This is a genomic window from [Flexibacter] sp. ATCC 35208 (assembly GCF_001975825.1).
In the GTDB taxonomy this organism is placed as follows: Bacteria; Bacteroidota; Bacteroidia; order Chitinophagales; family Chitinophagaceae; genus Chitinophaga.
Window position 1 is genome coordinate 18,093 of sequence record NZ_MTKN01000009.1, and the last position, 20,790, is coordinate 38,882.

General features: G+C 45.1%; 23 protein-coding genes. 3 read left to right on the forward strand and 20 right to left on the reverse strand.

Going from position 1 to position 20,790, the window contains the following annotated elements; translation table 11 throughout:
• Positions 1 to 70 precede the first annotated feature (70 nt).
• Positions 71 to 2,068 carry a glycosyl hydrolase family 8 gene (locus BW716_RS08120; protein WP_083722038.1) on the forward strand — a complete coding sequence of 666 codons (1,998 nt, stop codon included), beginning with the start codon at positions 71 to 73 and terminating at the stop codon, positions 2,066 to 2,068.
• A gap of 45 nt (positions 2,069 to 2,113) precedes the next feature.
• Here BW716_RS08120 and BW716_RS08125 read toward each other — a convergent pair whose 3' ends face one another.
• The 17 genes from BW716_RS08125 to BW716_RS08205 all read right to left on the reverse strand — a co-directional run bounded on the left by BW716_RS08125 (position 2,114) and on the right by BW716_RS08205 (position 14,893).
• Entirely contained in the window at positions 2,114 to 4,549 is a 2,436-nt protein-coding gene (locus tag BW716_RS08125) for a family 16 glycosylhydrolase (protein ID WP_143708781.1), read from the reverse strand.
• 16 nt (positions 4,550 to 4,565) lie between these two features.
• Positions 4,566 to 5,024 carry a hypothetical protein gene (locus BW716_RS08130; RefSeq protein WP_083722040.1) on the reverse strand — a complete coding sequence of 153 codons (459 nt, stop codon included), beginning with the start codon at positions 5,022 to 5,024 and terminating at the stop codon, positions 4,566 to 4,568.
• Position 5,025: 1 nt separating this feature from the next.
• A complete protein-coding gene (locus BW716_RS08135; RefSeq protein ID WP_083722041.1) occupies positions 5,026 to 5,880 on the reverse strand; it encodes a hypothetical protein in 855 nt (284 codons plus the stop codon).
• Positions 5,877 to 6,362: a hypothetical protein gene (locus BW716_RS08140; protein ID WP_083722042.1), complete on the reverse strand. Its 486-nt coding sequence runs from the start codon at positions 6,360 to 6,362 to the stop codon at positions 5,877 to 5,879. Before BW716_RS08140 ends, BW716_RS08135 begins: the two co-directional genes overlap by 4 nt.
• A complete protein-coding gene (locus tag BW716_RS08145; RefSeq protein WP_083722043.1) occupies positions 6,359 to 7,201 on the reverse strand; it encodes a hypothetical protein in 843 nt (280 codons plus the stop codon). The genes BW716_RS08140 and BW716_RS08145 overlap by 4 nt, the downstream gene beginning before the upstream one ends.
• Positions 7,202 to 7,215: 14 nt before the next feature.
• The gene (locus tag BW716_RS08150; protein ID WP_143708782.1) at positions 7,216 to 7,512 is read right to left on the reverse strand and encodes a hypothetical protein; all 297 of its coding nucleotides are present in this window, start codon (positions 7,510 to 7,512) and stop codon (positions 7,216 to 7,218) included.
• On the reverse strand, positions 7,499 to 7,792 hold the full coding sequence (locus tag BW716_RS08155; protein WP_083722045.1) for a hypothetical protein: 294 nt from the start codon (positions 7,790 to 7,792) through the stop codon (positions 7,499 to 7,501). The genes BW716_RS08150 and BW716_RS08155 overlap by 14 nt, the downstream gene beginning before the upstream one ends.
• Complete coding sequence (locus BW716_RS08160) at positions 7,789 to 8,013, reverse strand: hypothetical protein (RefSeq protein ID WP_083722046.1); 225 nt, start codon at positions 8,011 to 8,013, stop codon at positions 7,789 to 7,791. Before BW716_RS08160 ends, BW716_RS08155 begins: the two co-directional genes overlap by 4 nt.
• Before the next feature lie 4 nt (positions 8,014 to 8,017).
• Positions 8,018 to 8,482: a hypothetical protein gene (locus BW716_RS08165; protein ID WP_083722047.1), complete on the reverse strand. Its 465-nt coding sequence runs from the start codon at positions 8,480 to 8,482 to the stop codon at positions 8,018 to 8,020.
• Positions 8,483 to 8,488: 6 nt separating this feature from the next.
• A complete protein-coding gene (locus BW716_RS08170) occupies positions 8,489 to 9,526 on the reverse strand; it encodes a hypothetical protein (protein ID WP_083722048.1) in 1,038 nt (345 codons plus the stop codon).
• A complete protein-coding gene (locus tag BW716_RS08175; RefSeq protein ID WP_083722049.1) occupies positions 9,527 to 10,057 on the reverse strand; it encodes a DUF6046 domain-containing protein in 531 nt (176 codons plus the stop codon). It abuts the gene before it with no gap.
• Between the two features lie 2 nt (positions 10,058 to 10,059).
• Positions 10,060 to 11,919 (reverse strand): tape measure protein, encoded by a 1,860-nt coding sequence (locus tag BW716_RS08180; protein ID WP_083722050.1) that lies wholly within the window; start codon positions 11,917 to 11,919, stop codon positions 10,060 to 10,062.
• A 200-nt stretch (positions 11,920 to 12,119) separates the two neighbouring features.
• A complete protein-coding gene (locus BW716_RS08185; RefSeq protein ID WP_083722051.1) occupies positions 12,120 to 12,431 on the reverse strand; it encodes a hypothetical protein in 312 nt (103 codons plus the stop codon).
• A gap of 36 nt (positions 12,432 to 12,467) precedes the next feature.
• Positions 12,468 to 12,890 carry a hypothetical protein gene (locus BW716_RS08190; RefSeq protein ID WP_083722052.1) on the reverse strand — a complete coding sequence of 141 codons (423 nt, stop codon included), beginning with the start codon at positions 12,888 to 12,890 and terminating at the stop codon, positions 12,468 to 12,470.
• Between the two features lie 34 nt (positions 12,891 to 12,924).
• Positions 12,925 to 14,094 carry a DUF2586 family protein gene (locus BW716_RS08195; protein ID WP_083722053.1) on the reverse strand — a complete coding sequence of 390 codons (1,170 nt, stop codon included), beginning with the start codon at positions 14,092 to 14,094 and terminating at the stop codon, positions 12,925 to 12,927.
• A 39-nt stretch (positions 14,095 to 14,133) separates the two neighbouring features.
• Positions 14,134 to 14,565, reverse strand: a complete 432-nt coding sequence (locus BW716_RS08200) for a hypothetical protein (protein WP_083722054.1) — start codon at positions 14,563 to 14,565, stop codon at positions 14,134 to 14,136.
• 85 nt (positions 14,566 to 14,650) lie between these two features.
• The gene (locus BW716_RS08205; protein ID WP_083722055.1) at positions 14,651 to 14,893 is read right to left on the reverse strand and encodes a hypothetical protein; all 243 of its coding nucleotides are present in this window, start codon (positions 14,891 to 14,893) and stop codon (positions 14,651 to 14,653) included.
• A 237-nt stretch (positions 14,894 to 15,130) separates the two neighbouring features.
• On the opposite strand from BW716_RS08205, the gene BW716_RS08210 reads away from it, so the two are divergent.
• Positions 15,131 to 15,619, forward strand: coding sequence for a hypothetical protein (locus BW716_RS08210; protein WP_143708783.1), 489 nt, complete (start codon positions 15,131 to 15,133; stop codon positions 15,617 to 15,619).
• Positions 15,620 to 15,823: 204 nt separating this feature from the next.
• Here BW716_RS08210 and BW716_RS08215 read toward each other — a convergent pair whose 3' ends face one another.
• The 3 genes from BW716_RS08215 to BW716_RS08225 form a co-directional block, all read right to left on the reverse strand.
• Complete coding sequence (locus BW716_RS08215) at positions 15,824 to 16,135, reverse strand: hypothetical protein (RefSeq protein ID WP_083722057.1); 312 nt, start codon at positions 16,133 to 16,135, stop codon at positions 15,824 to 15,826.
• 190 nt (positions 16,136 to 16,325) lie between these two features.
• The gene (locus BW716_RS08220) at positions 16,326 to 17,327 is read right to left on the reverse strand and encodes a type IX secretion system membrane protein PorP/SprF (protein ID WP_083722058.1); all 1,002 of its coding nucleotides are present in this window, start codon (positions 17,325 to 17,327) and stop codon (positions 16,326 to 16,328) included.
• 4 nt (positions 17,328 to 17,331) lie between these two features.
• Entirely contained in the window at positions 17,332 to 19,923 is a 2,592-nt protein-coding gene (locus BW716_RS08225; RefSeq protein ID WP_179091043.1) for a gliding motility-associated C-terminal domain-containing protein, read from the reverse strand.
• A gap of 229 nt (positions 19,924 to 20,152) precedes the next feature.
• On the opposite strand from BW716_RS08225, the gene BW716_RS08230 reads away from it, so the two are divergent.
• Positions 20,153 to 20,713: a Crp/Fnr family transcriptional regulator gene (locus BW716_RS08230; RefSeq protein WP_083722060.1), complete on the forward strand. Its 561-nt coding sequence runs from the start codon at positions 20,153 to 20,155 to the stop codon at positions 20,711 to 20,713.
• The last annotated feature ends 77 nt before the right edge of the window (positions 20,714 to 20,790 follow it).

The following is a 20,790-nucleotide window of genomic DNA, read 5'->3' on the forward strand; positions in this document are numbered from 1 at the left end:
TAAAAATCCTTATTCGAAAACCTTAGAAATTCCGGTAAAACCTATATCAGTCACCCTTAAAATTAACCACATGATCCTACGATCTGCTATATTGGCGATCAGCGTATGCTGTATTGTCAATAGTTCTGTACAAGCGCAAAACAAACCTTTTCCACAGGCAGTCACTTATGCCAATTGTATCAAACCCAGTAATGTAACGCAGGCTTCGATGAATACCAGTGTTGCGAGTTATTATGATTACTGGAAATCAAAGTATGTAAAAACGTTGTCAACTCTCTCCGGTGGTTATTATATCAAGGGAGAGATCAGCGGGGATGCAGAGGGTTATACCCCTTTGGGTTCTTCTGAGGGGCAGGGTTATGGCATGGTAATTACCGTGCTGATGGCGGGTTATGACCCGAATGCAAAAACTATCTATGATGGGTTGTTTAAGACGGCGAGAGCATTCCATAGCTCCATCAATACGAATCTCATGGGTTGGGTCGTGGCGGATGCCACCGGTGCGCAGGGGCATTTTGATTCTGCAACGGATGGTGATGTGGATATTGCGTATTCCTTGATTTTAGCCCATTATCAGTGGGGGTCCAATGGAACCATCAATTACCTCAATGAGGCAAAGAAAATGATCACTAACGGGCTAAAAGTGGCCAATGTGACCAGTACCAATCGTTTGAACCTGGGTGACTGGGATAGTAAGAGTGCACTCAATACCAGACCGTCTGACTGGATGCTGAGTCACTTACGTGCTTTCTACCAGGAAACAGGAGATGCCACATGGTTGACACTGATCAATAACCTCTATAGTGTGTACAATTCATTTACTGCCACCTATTCGCCTAATACAGGGCTGATCTCTGACTTTGTGGTAAAGAATCCACCTGAGCCAGCGCCACAGAATTATATCGATGAAGGACCGCAAACAAACGAGTATAATTACAATGCCTGCCGTGTGCCATTGCGGGTAGTGATGGATTACGCATTGTATGGTTCTTCCAGTGCATATACACTGGCGAATAAAATGGCGTCATGGATTATTACTAAAAGTGGAGGCAATCCTTCCAGTATTAAAGATGGGTATAAATTGAATGGTACTACTACTGGTTCTGATCCTGAGGCCGTATTTGTAGCGCCTTTTGTAGCGGCGTCTGTGGTGAATAGCAATAATCAGTCATTTTTGAATAGTGGCTGGACTTTTTTGACTACTAAGAAATCCGGGTATTATAGTGATTCTTATAGTTTGCTTTGTCAATTGTTTATTTCCGGTAACTGGTGGAAACCAGAGGCGACTGCGGGTACCTGTGTTCCGGTGAGTGCCAGTGGGGATGATGGCAATGTAGCGGCGAATGTACTGGATGGTAGTTTAGCTACCAGATGGTCTTCATCCGGCGACGGGCAGTATCTGCAGTTTTGTCTGGATGCTGCGACGACGGTGACAGGTGCGGATATTGCATTTTATCAGGGAAATACGAGAGTGGCAACTTTTGATATCCAGACAAGCACAAATGGGAGTACATGGACGAATGCTGCGACTGGTTTAAAAAGTAGTGGTACTTCAACTGCATCAGAGAGCTTTCCTATTACACCTGTAAGTGCGAAGTATGTGAAGATCGTAGGGCATGGAAATAGTGTGAATGCATGGAATAGTATTACGGAAGTGCAGATTAAGAAAAGTGGTAGCAGTGTGCCACAGCTTGTAATTAATACTTCACCGGCTAAAAAAGCCGCAACAGAGGATGTATCACTCTTAAAAACGGAAAATGTTTCACTGTTAAAAACAGATAATGTCTCCCTTTTAAAAACTGCTGTTGAAAAATTATCTGTTGTCAATGTTTATCCAAATCCATTCTCTCAGCGTATGACAATTCAATTCACATTGCAGGATGCAGGGCAGACTTCGCTGATTGTGTATGCGATTGATGGACATCCTGTGCGGGTATTGGCCAATGAGATATTGAATGCGGGGCAGTATACAAGGACTTTTAATGGTGCGGGTGTTCCGGCGGGCATCTATTTATTAAAGCTGGTGCATAATGGAAAGATGATCAATAAAAAGATCGTTAAAAACTAAATATAAACAAGGCTGCTGACCGGACAGCAGCCTTGTTTTACTTCATTAACCATATAAGAAAGGAAATCTATACAACCCAAGGTAAGGTGCAGTTTCTCCTAATAAACGGTTCGTACCACCTGCCACAGCATCTGTAAATGGCGTGAACGCCACTCTTCTCACCGTCATAGCCTGGTGATGCCATGCAGCCACACCTGCGGACAGTTGTTCCGGATCAGGTAACCATGGACTGAGGCTGGATGGTTTGGAAGGAAAGGACAGACCAAATGAAAAACGGCCCGCGATGTCAGGTACATAGAAAGGATTGTTCTGGATCAGCACACCATCAATGTAGTATTCCACCCTGTTCGCATACCAGTCAATTCTAAATTCATGGAATGCATCGTCCCAGATATCTTTTCCTGCTGAAGCGCGCATTTCAAGGAACTCTTCCTGCTGGTTATCCGGTGTCTGTGTAAAACCGACACCTTCACCCAGTTCACCTCGTGCATTTGTTATTTTCAACTGATCCCTGCGGGGTTGTTTTAAAAACTGCATTTCATCGCTGAACTTTGTCCAGCTGGAAAGCTGGTTTGGAGCGGCAGGTGTGTTTAGCTGGTAAGTACCATTGTTTTCATCGGTATCGTATTGTACGATCACCTTCATACCTGCATAGGGGTTGATATAACTGGCCGTCAGCATGGCGTTGACTGTATAAAAGGACCAGACTGCATTGTTGGATGGTAGTTCTAGAGACCACTCGTTCTTCACTTTTACAAAGTAGCCATCCCCCTCGAAGTAACTACCCTGCTGATGCAGACCGCTGGCAATGCACTGGTCGTAAAACGGGTCCTGGAGTTTAGCGCTTGCATGATGGTATAGGCGGAAGAAGGGAGATACGCCAAATTGTTTGGGTAGTTTTGCTTCTACTATATAGCGGCCGTATCCACAGTATCTCTGGGTAGTGACAGCTGCCCCTACACGGGTGTTCCAGTACTCTCCTATTAACGGGTCGCCTGATTCTGTATGTTTTTTGGCAGCGCCATCGGTATCTACGCCATGTAAGAGGCCGTCATACCAGTCGCCATGTGCTTCGAGTACGAGCAGGCCATCTTTGAAGTAGATGTTTTTGGGAACGACGCCACCATCTGCACCGCCATCGAGGTTTTTCGACAAGGCATAGTGATTGACCTGGAACATATCGATGGTATTACCATTGTCATCAGCGAGTGCGAAGTTGAAATCATATGCACTGGTTTGCTTTGAGATGTCGTTCACGTAGATGCGAACAGGGGTCGTTGTACTGGTGTTGTTGTTATACTTTACATAGAAATCATAACTACCATTTGCCAGGCTCTGTGGCAGTGTAAAACTGACCTTGGTGCTGGTAACTTCAATCAGGTTCTCGTGAGGAATAGTGATTACATTACCCGCATTATAGGGATCCTGTAAATAACCTACAGGTGGAGCCAGAACGGAGAAGCCGGAATTGTCACCCAACTGGGATAAACCTGAGTTAACAAATATATTCCTGAAAGTTCCTTTGCCAATATTTCCTGTTCCCCAGGTACTGGCGCCTATAGTCAGTTTCGTAGTGGAGCTGATCGTAGTCGGGATTGAATTTCCGGTGATATTACCGTTACCTACAGACGCACCATTCAGGTACATGTAGTAAAGCTGATTTGCGATTAGGTTGCCAGCACTTCTTCCTATCAACAGCCTGTTCCAGCTGTCAGGAATGATGGTAGTAGAAGAGGTGATACTTTCGCTTTCGCCTTCGTCTACATTTTTCTGCTGCCAGATTACCCGCTTGTTTACATTATTTACATATACCCAAATGCCATTCCCATTATTGTCCAGGCAGGTCATGAGCGGCCATGTACCAGTTGTAGCAAGGTCTGCACTGCTGACATAAAAGTAGATACCCAGACCATACCCGCTCTTTCCATCGCTACCTAAAATATCTAACATGGAGATATCATCCAATGTAATTTTGTTTGTCTGTGAGTCAAGATACACGCCAGTATACCCGGATATTCTTTTCAGTACAGGGTTATCGGGCAACCGGACATTTCCATAGTTACCAAAATAGTCTTTGAAATCATTTTCCAGTGTGTAAAACAGCTTGCCATCGGTAGGGATCATGCCGGTTAGAAAGTTACCATCTTCTTTCACACAGTCTATCCTTGCATTAGGTGCATATTGTCCGCTGAGTGCATCATATACCAGTTCATTCGGTGTAGTATATAGTACATCCAGACTTCCGCCAGTTACATCACTATTCGTAAGCCGGAATACATAAGGCGTTTCATTTTCCAGCCCTTTGATGAGCGGAGGGTTCACTATCGTACCACTCGTGAGTACAAACAGGCTGTCGGTAACCAGTGTATAGCTATCTGCTACATCCGGAGCATCCTGTCTGCGAAAGCTCAGGCTCATTGTTTGCGGGGAACCTGGCGCCTTTCCATCCGACCACATCACTTTTGTTAGCTCAATATTCATTTACTAATTTTTAAGTTTATACATAGTTATCTACTTCTATACCCGCCATTACGCCAGGGCTGCCAGTCAGAGAAGGTCTGATCATATACAACCGGAACCATGCATTGGTCGTATCGTCATACTTCTCGTATACTTCGCCGCCCTGCGAAATGGAAGGGCATATTACCTGTGTGCCTTTAGTTGCAGTTGGGTACTGGGCATTCAGGTAGTCATCAGACAGGGAGATATTTACATCCAGCCTCCATATTTTTTTCATGGAGCCGGCTACTTCCTGGAATTGCTGATAGAGTGTATTGAAGGCTTCGAAGTCAGCTTTGTTATCCAGCAGGGTGCGAAGGCCAGAGATGTTATCCACACCGATGGTGTCTTCTGATTTGTGGAGAAAGCTGTCCAGCCAGTCCCAGAACTGATCCTGCGTGGGATAGGCGCCGGTTTGAAACCATCCTTTTAGTTTATTTCGTTCGCGTATTGCCATGTTATTTTATTTTCTGGATGTAGAGTGTAGCTATGAAGGGAGGACGGTTTTCATGGGGTTGGTTTCCTCCGGTGGTGGCCATACCACCGGTAAACGTACCGGCGGTTGGTGAGTAACCACCTGAGATACCATAGGTTTTGGTGGTTAATACTCCAATTTGCTCTACGGCTACTTCAAAACTATGCTTGTGCTTCGGCATCTGCGACTCAATCAGTGTAACGGTTTCCAAACCACCGGTTTTACCCACAGGACTATAATCTGTCCTGCTTGGGTCGTAACCTACAGGGAATTTACCCATCCGGTTTTGGGTACCATTATTACCGTTACAGATTGCCCAGCCGTCTCTTTCATTAATACCCAAACCGGTACTGGTGAAATTGTCTGAAATGTATTGGGCATCACAATCCACTTCGATAATATCTCCTTTCTTCCACAGTTTATTTATCTGCTGTGTAAATGAAGCCTGCATATTGGCGACTGTATCTCTCAGACTCAGCAGGGTTTCTATTCGCTGCAGGTTGCCATAGGCAATACCACCAGATGCAAAACGTGCTCTTTTTGTGAAGTATACATTCCTTGTCACCTGATCAGCAAAGAGCCTGCTTTCAGAGAGTTCTTCTACGATCCATGTGGATTGTTTGGGTCCTCCTACAAATGGCAGCAATTCTCCATTATAACTGATCCAGCCGTCTGCTACATTATTACCTACTTCTTCCATACCTGACACGATCACACCATTGCCGATCATCTTCGATAACCCTGCCAGCGCATCGTGGTAGGACGACTGCATAAAGTCAAGCGTATACTGGGTCATGGGGAAACCACCCAGGTTTGTTAATTGTTCTATTTTGTTCATACTCTTTGAATTTTGTAAGCCATACCAGCCAGCTTATAGGTATCGATCAGTGCAGACATCTCATTTTCATTGAAGGTAATGGTGGCAGGTACCAGTACATAAAAATCTACAGGTTCATTGCCAATTTCGGCTTCAGTAAAGAGATAGATAGGTTGTGCTTCTGTTTCGGTATACAGGAACTTTGGTTTGGACTCTTCTTCCTGATATATTAAGGTCACTTCATTACTCACCGCATCTACAATACGGATACCTCTGTCAGCCAGATCATACCGATCATTGAGCAATTTTTCCATATACACTACCTGTGGTGTAATGCTCAATCTATAAAGGTTGGCATCACGATTTCGCCGGAACTGCTGATACAATATGTTGACAGGATAGGTAATAGCCTGCAGCCATGAAATATGTAATACCTTTCTGAGCCGTGGCGGCATCATTAACCTGATCAGTTTGTGATAGTCAATGTCAAATATGCTGCTCATCGGATCGTGCTTTGAGGAGTGAATGAAATATCCAGGTCTTTCTCATCTACTATCCGCAGATATCCGGCATCGGGGTTATACTTTACATCAAAAGCGGTGTAGGGCAATGTACCATATTGTGCCTGCGCCTGTACGATATGTGGGATCACCACACCGTCTACCTGTTGCAGGGCATCTACCAGGTAAGCCAATACCAGTGTACCATTGAAAGGTAAGTTCTTCAGGTAGTCTTTGACACGTGCACGGACAGGATCAGGATTCGTACCATCCAGGCGTGCACCGTCACTTCCCAATACCAATGGGTTATAGTAGATGATCAGTTGCAGCTTCAGACTATCAGGAGGCAGGCTTTCCACAATAAGCGGTGTCACACCGGCATCCTTAATTTTGCTCATATAGGTTGCGAATGATTCCAGCTGTTGTGCTGTAAGCGCCTTCAGATCGCCTTCCACAATGCGGGCTACTTTCAGCCGCAGACCTTTGGCCTGCTCGACAACAGCACTATACGCAATGATCTGTTGTTCGGCTACCTGATCGTCTGTTAATGCAGAGTTATCGTAGTAATCCGCTTCATAAGCCAGCTCCGATCCATATTGAAAGCCTCTTGCCTTGTTTGCATACCAGCGCAGACTGTGTGGCGCTTTCTCATTGATCAGTGTCGTTACTTCAGACTTATGCAGATCAAAAAGATTTTCCAGCGCCCAGATGCTCACGGCTACAATATAGGTCCAGAGCCTCCATACGGCCACCTTGCTACTGCTGTTGAGCATAGAGAGCTCTGTTGTACCTGTGATACGGCTGATAATATCATCCTGTATTTCGGTGATTGTTCTTGCCATAATTGTTTTAATTTTTAACTGATGCGGAAGTCCAGCTGTACACCCATGTAGCCGATGCCTCCCATTACGATGGCAGCGTCTTCGGTGGTGTAACCATTAGAAGGGACCACGCCTTCTTCCTGCAATTCCTGCCATACACGCATATCGATGATGTCGATATCAGGGATGAATAGTGTTTCACCAGCGATGCAGTCATCTGTAATGCTGCGGGCATTGGCGACAGCAAAGTCGAAGAGGGCGGCTATGCTTCCTTTTTCCTGCATGGAAATGTCTAGCAGGCATTGATGGGGTTTTACATTAACTGTCTCCATAGGTAGCATCGATGTTTAACTGACCGGCGTCAGAAAGGGTGATTTTTTTAACAGTCATACCGTCGGCGATGAACTGGGTACGTATTTCGGCGAGCAGGGAATGGTAGTCATTGTCCTGTAGGAAACCGAAAGCGTCTATACCTGTATCGGGAGATTCCTTGAAGGTGGCCCGGTTATTCATGAGGATGATTTCCTGGTGTTGCAGATCGCTGAAGCCGGTAACGAAATCGCCGTTTCGGATGTCGAGGTCCAGGTCTGTGTTGTATAGGATGTCTTTCATGATAAAAATCCGTTAAAAACTCCGGTTACAGGCCCGCCTACAGAATCCTGCAACCCGGGAGGGATATAATTGATTTGAGCTGTTTTGATATAAGTATCAATCGCTTCTGCCAGCTTGCCAGACAATGCATTCAGCGTTTGCTCTTCATCACCATCCGTATTCTTCATATTTTTGAACGCATTTTTTATCGCTGCTTCCAGCATACTTTTATTCAGTGACATAGGTTTATTTTAATAGCTTCGCTAATCGTTTTTTAATATTCATGAAAGCAGATTTATTCATCGGCGCATAAATAGTTACAATCTCATCCAGCAGGTCATCCAAGCATTTCTTCAGGGATTCATCACCCGCACTCACTTCGAGTCCGTCTTTATCCATCTCAAAGAATTTATCTTCTACGAAGTATTGGATCTTATCCACCTTTTCCATACTGATCACTACAAAGTAATTGCTCTCCTGTATCCGTGCCATGAGCACACTGCTATCTACCTGTGGAAAAATCAGTACGCCGTCATTATCTCCTATCACAGACCGCAGTCTTACATCTGCTATTTCCAAACCAGTGGCAGTGGCGGCTACAATGGTGCCTTCCTCCTCATCTACTTCCTTTACAATAGCCGGAATAATAATGGTATCAGTATGCGACAACTTCTTCAGCGCATCTATCAATTCACGTTGTGTCTTCGTCATAGGGTTTTAAATTTTAAGACCTATTTCAGTCAGCCGCCGGCCACCCGACGCACCGAAAGTAACTTCTGTACTTTCGATGCGGTAGGTGCCATTACGGACAGGGAACTTCGTATCTGATATCGCAGCCTTACACCCGGGAAAAACATAGGGTTGCAGAAACGCCACCAGCTTACCTTCATAGCCATCGTATTTCAGTGTTTTCAACTTATTTTCTGCGGCTTTTTTCAGGGCATTCATATCTTCAAAATGAGAGATATGGATCGTGGTTTCAGCGCCGTTCTTATCACCAGCTTCGGCGGTGTAAGGTTTGTTCTTTTTATCAATGTAGATGGCTTTGACTAACACATGCGCATCACTGGCTTTCCTGAATTTGAGCTCATCATCCTTGATCACGGTATAACCGATCTGATAACCGGCATCGTCCTTCACTTCCTCGTAAGTCAGTGCATCACCGGCTTTGCGGCCACGGACGTATTTGCCTGCTTTCGGATTTTTGAGATGATCAAAACCGGCATACAATAATTTGCCTTCGAAATAGACGTTCAGGTACAGGTTCTTTTTCAACCAGTCGAGAATATCGGTGCCTGTCATACCTGAGAAATAAGCCTGGTTCAGGTTAAGATCGGGTATTTCATTACTCAGGAGGATATCAGTGCCAGCCGTAATTTTAGTGAGCAGCTTTTTCAGGGTGATGGCTTTGTTACTATCCAGTATACCTTTTTGTTGCAGTTGCCAGCTATAGCCTTCGCACTCTATTATACAGGGAGTGGCAGCATTGATCCTCCTGACGAATCCTTCAAATTCCAGATTAAGTACATCGTCATAACCCAGCCAGATTTCAACTTTATTGCCTTCTGCAAACTGATCGGCTGAATTCACAACGGACTTTGTTGGCAGCTTACCGGTATATCGCAACACAGCAGAAGCAGGAATAGTAATAGTGGCAGTATCAACGAAGGAATGCAGGCTGCGTTTGACTTTGACTTCTTTTACGGAATAGAATGTGTAGCTGCCGATCTTGATTTCACATTTCAGGATAAACATCTAAGCTTTGTTTAAGATGAATTTCAAATCGCTGATGAGGTTCATTTCATAAGCTTGTATATTTTTTGTACCTGGTGATGGAGGAAAAGAAAGATCGGTGATCACTACTTTTTCACCTTCGTCAAAGATGAGCGAGGTCAGTGCGCAGACAATGGGCAGTGCTTCGTTCCTGTTATACAGGTCCAACAGGTCGCTGATTTCACCATCAGGAAAAGCGTTGTCCTCGCGTAGAATAATGCCTTTGATGTTTATTTTATAATCCTCTTTGCTGATCATTTCCTTCACCGTACCGGACCGGTTTACCAGTGCTGTTTGTACAATGGTTTTCTGGTTGCTGATACTGATGACGGGGTTATATAGTTCAAGAGTACCTAGTTTTACAGCCATGAAATAGGCTTTGTTCCAGGTTTCTTTGCCATAGTAACTGGTGCCCCGTTTGTTCATATCAGGCTGTGTGAGCACATTAAGGGTTTCGGGGGTATAGCCAAAGGTGCTGGTGAAAGTGCTGCTGATATCGATATTTAGTGCCATAATTAAGCTTGTTTTAAAATATTAAGCAGTGCATCTGTCACCTGTTGCTCCATGTTGGTAATGCCTTCGCCCACAGTGTTGGTAGTAATGTTGATGGTTTCGAAGAGCTTTTGCAGGGTGATGTTTACAGTACGTGCGCCGCCGGTGGTGATGCCAGACACTGTGTCTTTGGTATTGTCCATTGACATCTTTTTGCGGGTGGCATCAGGTTCAAATGAAACAACGGGGGCTTTGTCGGTTCCTTTGCCGGGAGGAAGGGGTGGTAACGAGGAGTAGGATGCACCAGTGCCACTGGCTGATCCGCCTCCGAAATTTCCCTGCCAGCTGCCGGAGCTACCATTGCCGGGGCCTGCATTTGCCTGATCTTTTTTCTTATTGACCTCAGCATTGAAAGTATCGGCGACCTTATCGCCTAGGCCCATGATGTCATTAACATCTTTTTTCATCGCTGCTGCGGTGCCGGAGAAGGTCAGCCCATCTATCGCCTGCTGGCCTGATTCCATGGCCTTGCCCCAGTCACCGGAGAAAACATACCACACTGTTTTTGCTAAGCCCCACAAACCGGAGAGCAGATCTTTGATAGGTTCAATGGTATAGTCCCATATAAACTGGCCAAAGGTTTTGAGCACTTCCCATGCAGCCATGATACCACCTCTGAACCAGCCGAAAGTATTCCAGGCATAGATGATGATACCGATCAATGCACCGACAGCCACGAAGATCGCTCCTATCCCACTGGCCATCATAGCAGGTCCTAATAATTCAGCAGCGAGTGTCCATGCTTTGTAGCCGAGGACCACGCCAGCGACTACAGTGGTGAGGAAGCCTACCAGTTCTGAGTTTTCAGCGATCCATCCGGCTGCGGCACTTAACCAGCCGACGAGCGGTATCAGTGTGTTGTCAATAAAGTTGCTGACGGTAGGCATGAGGGCATTGCCGATCGTACCTCCTGCTTCGCTCATTTTTTCCTGCAGGTAATGCCATTTTCCGGTAGCCGTTTCGCTCTGTTCTTTCATCACGCCGAAGAACTCTCCACCTTTGGACGTAGCGGCCTGTAAAGCGGCTACAACGCTTTCTGTAGAGACTCCTCCTGCTGCCATGGAAGCCTTTAGTTCTTCAATGGATTGGCTACCGTTTGCAGCCATCAGCTCAAGTGGTTTGAAACCTGCTTCGTTCATGGCTTTCAGGGAATCTTCGGTCAGATGACCTACCTGTTGCATATCCCCAAAGGCTTTGGTAAGGGAGTCCATTTTTGCCTGGTTACTGCCGCTTACATCACCCAGCATATTCATGGCAGGCATCAGCTTTTCGGCAGCGACACCACTTTCAAGCAGGGTCTTTGCATTTTCCTGTAGCTTGTCATTGTCGAAGAAAGAGGTGGCTGCCATCTGGTGGATATCTTTCAGGATGTTGGCGGCGGCGGTGGAGGAACCTGTGAGCCGTTGAAAACCGAGTTGTGCCTTTTCCGCTGCCATGCCCATTTCGAGCAGGTCTGGCGAGGCTTTGATCATTTTGTCAAGACCAGCATCCGTTTTCTTTGTGATGTTCTCTTTCCATCCTTTTTTATTGAGAAAGTCGCTTCGATCCTGTATATCCTTTTTATCTTCTTCCCACTTGAGTTTTATTTTGTCAAGCCGGGCGATGGTGAAAGGACTTGTTGTTTTCTTTTTCAGGTCTTCGATCCGCTTAAACCTGTCTTCAATATCACCTAATGAGGCGCCAAGCTTTTTGTTGGATGCTACGAATATATTGTTGTCATCGATCGTATTCTTCATCCAGGTACCGATCTTACCGAAAGCAGCATCTGCTGCTTTCAGTAAGTCTTTATAGGTATCGGTTGTAATAGTAGTCAGGTCTGCCATTGTTTATTATTTTACACCATGCTATCGGGACAGCAACGACAATCCTTTCAATTCCCGTTGCCGGATATCATGCAGTTGTGCAAATTTCTCTGCCCATTGGGCGTCGGATAATTGCGAGGTGTCAACCTGGGGCAGATAATATTCGAACAGCGTTTGAATATAACCAAAAGGGTTGCTATCAAAATCGCCGGACGCCTCGCTTAGAGCTTTTCCACTTCTACTTTTTTCGCTTCCAGCAGTTTATCCAGCTGCCCGCCCAGACCGTAGAGATAGGATTTATCTTCTACGATCTCCTCATCGCCACCCAGCCAGGTAGCTTTGAGAATAGTTTCGTGGTACGCCAGCGGATCGCCGGAGATGAGTGTCATGGCATAGCTGACTTCATCCCTGTTGGGTTTTCTGCAATAGCCTACTTTACCGTCGGCAGCTGTGAGTTTGAATACATCTTTGTGTTTTTTCTTCCATGCATCGATGTGTTCCTGGCTAACGGCAAGCGATTTTTCTACTGTCATGATATAGGTTTAAATAATTGTGGTGAGTTTAAAAAATTAAGCGTTTTGTTTCAGGCCCATAAAGATGATGGGTAGTGTGAGCTCCATGAATTTGGCGCCCTGTTCCCAGCCTTTTTCAAATTCTTTGAACTGGAAGCCCTGAATGATATCAGTGCGGGGTACGGAGGTCGTGTCTTTTACATAGGTCACTACGATCTCGGCGCTGAGGTCGAGGATGTCTCTGCCGCCTGCATTCTTCACAGCATCGGCGAGGATATCGTATTCAAATTTCAGCAGTTTGATTTCACCTTCATAGATACGTTTACCACGCTGGATGCCGATAGGTTCATCGCCGGCGCCATGCAGGTGTTCTTTCTCCTGGGATAATTTGTATTTAATACCCCGTATACCGGTCAGTTCTTTACCGAGCAATACTACTTTCATGTTTGCCCAGGTCACTTCTTTGGTGTCAAAAATCATGTTGTTGTCTTTTAAATGTTGGGGTTAACAGCCATTACTGGTTCAGTGCAGGATTGGTGAAGCCCAGTAATATTTCGATGGTTTTGGTGTAGCCTACAGGTACGATAGCGGCTTTCACTGTGATTTTACCGGTGCTCAGTACATTCTGATTTGCATCAACGTAAGCGCTGAAGGAGCTGATTTCGTCAGCCATAGAGGTGTTGACAGCGGTTTCAATCCTGCTTTGCAGGTACTTGATAACAGGCACGCTGAGTTTACCATCGGCGTCGATGGCCACTTCGTCATTCAGTTCTTCTACATAGGTCTGATAACACAATGTGATAGCCTTGTCTACAACACGACCGGATGCGAGCTGACTGTAATCGTCGGTGGTCGGGGCACACATAGGATCGTCGTTGATGTAATAACCGGAGCGACCTACGAATGTGCGGAAAAAGATGTAACCTTTGTCATGCAACGCATCAACGCCAGTGATGTCTTCAATCTTTTTACCGGCGATATAAGCGCCTGTAATTGGTAATGCACCATCTTTGACACGACCCAGGTTACGCTGTACCGGCACAGCTGCTGCACGACCCAGTACAAGGCCCACAGAAGCGCCATTGGTACGTGCACTACCGATTACGATACCGACGCGGTTATCAGAGAAGGTACGCAGATTTTTCAGGGTCTCAGGATGTTCGATGTCTGCATTGACACCTTCCAGTAAGATCCGTACAGGCTTGAATTGTGCTGCATAAGTTTCTGCAAGCTGCTGTGCTTTGGGCACCGCATCAATCGTACCAGCGTCTAATCCATCTTTCATGAGTGGCAGGTAAATGTCGGAAGGAGTGAAACATACACCCAGCAGTCTGATACGTCCCTGTGCAGCATTCAGCAGCTTCACAGCTCCTTCCGCATTGGTTGGATCTACAATCGTTGCCTGGTTTACACCGTCGCCAACAAGCATGATGTACAACTCTGCACCTTCACCAGCCAGGTCATAAAATTCCTTGATGCGGGCGTATGCATCAAAGTTTAAACTGGTGTCTTTGATACCCAGGTTTTCGGCATCGCTCAGGCTATAGATCACCTTGGGTTGATTCAACGAAATCAATCCGTTTTCTAAACCCGTCAGAATTAAACCTGCAACCCCATCATCAGTCACAACGGTTCTGCCAAGATTGCCGTTGCCTAATGTAATTGCTACTTTTGGTAATCCCATTTTTTACTTTTTTAGGTCCATTTAAATTGTGAAAAAACATTACTTACTATTGCTGTAGCTCGCCTGGCTAAACAGATCATAAATATTCTGCTTCTTTGTATTGCCATCCAGCTCACGCAAAATGATACTCTGCAATTTTTGTAACACAGCATCCTGCAGATCGGGAGATACTGTTGATAATGCGCGGACAAAACAAGCTATTTTGCCTTCCAGTGAGGTTTCCTCTTTGCAGGTTACGAGAATGCTAAGGGTATCGATACCTGTTTCGAGTGCTGCCAGTACTTTGTTTTTAAGGATAGTATCTGCATCGCCGGGGATGATCGCTTCCAGGAGATCTACCACGGGGCTTTCCAGGGCAGCTTTAATAATCCTGGTAACACGCAGCGCTTCTTCAGCATGTGCTGCAATAAAAGCGTCGAATTGTTGTAATGCGTGTTTGATCTTTGTTCCTGTTTTTTTACAGAATGCCATAGGTATATATTATTTAATTGGTGTACTTTTTTAGAAAGCCCCCTCTTGACAGAGGGCGCTTTTGTTTTTAAATAGGGGGACAATACTAACGTCTCTCCAGTACGCTTTCCAGGCGCTCCATGACCTTTGTATTATTTTCTATCACTCCCTGCATTTTGTCACGGTCATCGTTGAGATATTGGGTGAGACGATCTTCCAGTTTGATCTGGCGTTTCCACAATAACCATGCAATGCCGATGAGAACGATTACAGAGAAGGCCTGGTCTCCAAGCCGCTGGTAGAGAGCGTTTCCGGGGCTAACATCAATGACTTCATTTAATAGTAACATCTGAGGGTTAACAATTTAGGTTTTAAAAGGATCGATGCTTTTTCGTGTGTGTTGCAAGCGATAACAATACAAAGGAACAGCTTTTTCGTACGGTGAAAAAATCGCGAAACAATGCTTATACTTTTATTGTGCATTTAGATTTCAGTGTCTGTATAATCATTGATGCGATGAATTTTTAAGATGCAGATTAGATCGATATTTACAGTGTTGTTAACTCTTAAAAAATATAAAAAAGAAATGAACAGTTTATTTGCGCAACTTTTTACATCTCTGCAAACCCACATCGCTACAGCAGTTCCGGAGATACAAGGTATTTTACCAGAGATGGGGCAAACAGAAATTTATAGCAGTGTACCTGCTATATGGCCATGTGTATTTATTGACTTCAACAGTGTCACTTTTACAGAAATACTCAATCAGGGACAACGGGCAAATGGTGAGCTCCAATTGAGGTTAGTATATTATGTACTCGCTGATGATGGGGTTACTTTTTTAGACACGACGACCGTGATGGGTTATTATGAAGTAGAAAGAAAATTGCACGAAGCATTGCAGGGATGGAGTAGTGATGGCATCAATCCGCTGAGTAGAATTAAAGTAAATACGGAGGTAAGATCGGATGCATTCAGGGCAAGGGTACTGACGTATAGTCTGGATTTTGAGGAGTATTTGCCTGTGAGTACGGTTCCAGGTTCAAAACCACAACTGGCAATTAATGTACTTTGAGTGTCAGCAACAATATACATGTATCTCAAATGAAAAAGAGGTTATAAATAAATACAACCGCTGAGAATCGCATAAATGGAGACCTGGTTGCATCAGGTATCCGAATTAAAAGAGCGTGTATCAATTAAGGTACACGCTCAATAAAAAAAGCCTGTATCAATTAAGATACAGGCTTTTTTTTTTCAGGGTTAACAATCGTTGACATTACCACGTCAACCATGGATAGAGCAGCCGTAGTTGCCTGAGGTCGGGTTGTTCTTTTTTCATAATGGTTTCCAGTCGGTCACTGTTACATTGCATCCGGTAAATAATATTACTGTTCTTGATGTAGAACTCTTTGGATAACTCCTGTACAGCGGCATCATACCGTTTATGCTGCAGTTTGATGTAATAATAATACCGGTGCAGCAGGCATTCGTCTCTCAGGGCGATCATATCGGCAGAGCGGCCTTTACGCACTGTTTTGGAGACAGGATTTTCTATGAAATGATTGAAAAGGGTGTTTTGTCCTCGCATACGTTTAATTTCTTTGTTTGTGATTGATTAACCGCCGTGCTGCATGGATGCCGGTAAATGGTTATTTTGTTCTTCAGTATCAAAGTTAGCAGGTCACTTACTATACTTTCTGCGTAGTGAGGGGTATGTGGATAAAGTTATCCACATATTTTCAGGGTTAAATATGCATTGAAAAACAATCAGTTGTATATTAAAAATGACGAGGGCATTGTACCTTATTCATGCTGGCGCTACTGGGGATGGTAATGCCTAAAGAGAGCTCATGTGAACCCCGTTGATATCGTGAAATTCCACTGGTCGAAAAGTCGTAAGAATAGCCAATTCTGAAGTTGTCATTTGCATAGACCTCCATCATCAGGCTAAAGGCATTGTTAGGGTCTAAATTGGGCTGTAAATTCGTATTTCCGGGATAATTGAACCCTGTACGGTAAGAGGCACCCAGCCACAAAGTCTCCTGCAATAAAACGAAGACATTCACATCGACATTTACAGGTCCTTTAAAGTCGCCTTTTACCATGATGGAAGGTTTTAACTGCACTTCCTGGTTTAGTGGAAATATGGTACCCGCGGAGAGATACAGGTGCCTGGATTTGCGTAAGGTAGAATACAACAATCCATTCCCTAAAAAGATCTTGCCGCTGGTATAAGCAGAAAATAAATTCAATACAGACACACCTACAAATGAAGTAGCGGAGTTATAATAAAGGCCGACCCGCGCATCAGGTACTAATGTAGATTGACGACCCAGTATTACGTCAGGATCATCTGCATCTACATATTTACGATTGCTGCCATCCACACTGTAATTCGTGACACCGACACCCAAACCAACTGCCAGCGTTTTTTCACCTTCCCAATCCATAGGCATACGGTATGAATAGTTCACAAACAGTGCTGTGGAAGATTGCGGACCCAATTTTTCAAAAGCCGTTAACACCCCCCATCCAACTCTTCCATCTGAATAATCTGTCAAACCATCCGCCGAGATCGTACCAGTGACCGGTGCCCCCGGAAACCCTGCCCACTGCTGCCTGTAGCTACTGTGCAGGTATAGTTCTTCCTTGTATCCTGCATAGGCAGGATTTACACTCAGTCCGTTAAAAACGTACTGACTGAACTGCACCTCCTGCTGGGCGTGCGCCCGCAGGAAGAACAGGAAGAAAACTAATATGGTGATACTCCTTTGTTTCATTCTCCTATCTCGTAATCAGTTCTATATATCCCTTGTATAACTGTGGCCCACCAGCCATATTAATCCTGAGCACATAGTAATAAATGCCTGCACTCAGCCCCTCTCCTTTCCAATTGTTATTGTAATTCTCACTACGATACACCTGGTTGCCCCAACGATTAAAGATCTCCAGTTGCGACCCGGGATAGAGGTCCAGTCCTTTGATCACGAACTGATCGTTCTTTCCATCGCCATTGGGAGTTATCACATTAGGTACAAAAAAAGTCGCACTGATGGCAGGGGTGGACACTGTACTTGAATTATTTGAATTGTCAGGATCTGTTTCGTTGGCAGAAACAATGGCCGTATTCTGCAATACACCCGCTGCTGTAACACGGGCCCTGAATGATAAGGTAGCTGATTTCAACACCTTCAGTGTATCGATGTTCCACACTACTTCATTCACGGCCGCATTGTAGGTAACATAACCAGTAGAAGGTGTAAGTGCTGTGGCAAAAGACAGGTTGTATGGAAAATCATCTGTGATGATCAGGGAAGTAGCATTGTCCAGTCCTTTGTTATACACGGTGAGCAGGAAGGAAATTTCATCTCCGATACCGATGGTGCCGACTGTTTCCAGTGTCTTCACAATGCTTACATCCGCGGTGGGTGCTTCGGTGAAGGCCACGTAACGGGTACAGGTTGCTTTTGTACTGGCGTCGGTGACAGTAACATATACACGGCCATTGGGTTGTGCGTTGGCAGAAATCGTACTGTACTTACCGTATGCATCTGCATGGGTACTGGTAGTAGTGCCATCAGGAAAGCTCACGATGACAGATGCATTGGGGAGTGTAGTGCCGGTGATGACAATCTGCCCACCTACCTGTTTTACAGGTGTGTTGATAATAAACAGCGAGATCACAGATACCAACTTTACCCTGATAGCCGCAGAGCAGGTATTCGCATCTTTTACAGTGATGCTGTAAGTACCTTCCGGCAATCTGCCAATGGTGCTGGTAGTTGCTCCTGTACTCCATTGCAGCGTATATGGCCCTACCCCACCAGTCGCAACGGCGGTCAGGCTACCCGTCGCATCGCCGGGGCAACCAACGGATATTTGTGATACGGTGATACCGATTACATCCGGTTCTGTGATGATGGCAGTTTGTGTATTGGATACACAACCATTGGCACCTGTTACCGCAATACTATAAGTGCCGGGAGCCAGTCCTTTGAATACAGAGTCTGTCTGCCATGCACCGCCATTAATGGCATATTGATTTCCGGTGCTGGAAGTAGCTACCCTGATAATACCATCTTTCAACCCATTACATGTCACGTTTGCAGGTGTGAGGGTGAAAGTAGGGGCAGAGGAGACATAGACTTTCTTTGTCGCAGAGTCAGTACAACCAGTTGTCACGACCTGGTATTTAATCGTGGCGATGCCTCCTGATATCCCATTTACGGTGCCACTGCCATCTACACCGGCAACGGGGGTATTATTGCTACTCCACGTACCTCCGGCTACCGATACGTTCAGGGAAATCTGGTTATTTTCACACAGGGTACTGTCTCCGGTGATGGTAATGGCAGTAGTGGGTACTTTATCTTCATTGGCTACGATGTGTACGATTTCGCCGGCAGCTACAGAAATAGCATTTACGGTGGCTGTAGAGCCATCAGGATCATAAATGGAATAGCTGCTTAGCTTCCAGCCACAAACACCCGTGGCGGTCAGGTTATAGGTGCCGGCAGTAACTGGTATAATCACACTATTATCTTTCTGAGTAGTCCGGATCCTTTCGCCATCCAGCCAGCTGGTAGTGGTACGGCTATAGATCGTGGTATTGTTACTGCTCCAAACAGCGCCATCATAGGCGGTCGTTTTAGTCAGATCTGATTTTGCGGTGGCATCTGTGGTCCAGGTGGTGCCATTGTAATAAGCTCCATTCGCATAGATGTAACTTTGGCCATCAATGGCGATATCGGTGTATGCCGTGGTACTTATATTCGTAGGCGTACCGCCGGTAAACGGAATAGTATATACCCCGTTCCCTACATAGACAACGGTGCTGGTATAAGGCTGAATATCCAAACGGGTAGCTGCGGCACTGATACCCAATAGTTGCGCCCAGCTATCGCCATAGGGTGCGGCAGTACTGGTATTCGTCAGGATACTGCCATCTCCCCTGGTAATGGCGATACGGCCACCGCCATAGGCGATATCCACCGCAACAGTACCTGCATGAAAAGAAGGGCGATAAATTGTATTGAGGGTAGTACCGTCGAAGAAGTAAGCCGTACCGGTAGCATCCACACTTACAAACTGACCGGTGCCGGCGCCATCGATGGCCACTGCCTGGTAGCTCGTACTGGTCCACTGACTACTTCCTGAAGGACGACGATAAACGGTATAGCTGGATTGGAGACTGGCCCATAGCTCTCCACGCTCACCAGCGCCAATGTCGCTGATGGGATTCAATGTAGAAGGAATGTCATTGAGAATAAAATCCGTGCTTCCATTCAGTGAGAATTGGAAATCGGGCGATATGGTATCATCCTGGCTGTTAACGTGTAAGTAGATGTAACCTTGCTGTGGGTATGCTGCTTGCACGAAAAGTAAGAATATAAGTGACCATAATGTACTCCAGGCAGGTCGAGGCATAACTATATGGTGAATAAGCGGGATGATGGGATAGCCCCCCCTTTCTAAATACACAGTTCTCAAAACAAAGATATATTATTTGATACAATTATACAATATGATTAAATAATAATATTAATTTATTGAGGCATAGACAACAACGAAAATTTTGCAAGCTAATTTTTCGGTAAATTGCATCATGGATTTATTAGGTTTTCTGCGTCAGGAATTCGATCTGCCTGCCAACATCTGCTCAGAACTGGAACTGGCTTTCACCTGCGAGACCCTTCCCAAACACCATAAACTTCTGCTACCGGATTCTTTGTCGAAAAAAGTATACTTTATTGAGTCCGGATTGCTACGGTCTTATTACACAAAAGACGACAAAGACATCACCCATTTCTTCTTTTCTGAGAATTCGTTTAGTCTTTCAATTGAGAGCGTCTTTTATAACACGCCCTCCCCCATCGGCCTGGAATTGTTAGAACCCTCTACCCTCCGCTGGATCTACTTCAATGACCTGGAAATTTACATCAACAAATATAACCAACTGGAAAAACTGATGCGGATACTCCTGATTGACGTCATGAAAAAATTGTCAGAAAGGTTGTATATGACCCAGTTTCAGTCGGCCCAGGAAAGGTATAAAACCATACTGGAAAAGCACCCTGACATACTATTGAGAGCCCCATTAGGTCATATCGCATCTTACATCGGCATCACCCAGCAAAGACTGAGTGTGATCAGGAGTCAGAAATAAGCACAACAATATCCTGTATCGGCATGTTTTTTAATATAGATTAAAAATTACTCCGGAATCTTATTGAAATTTTGCCA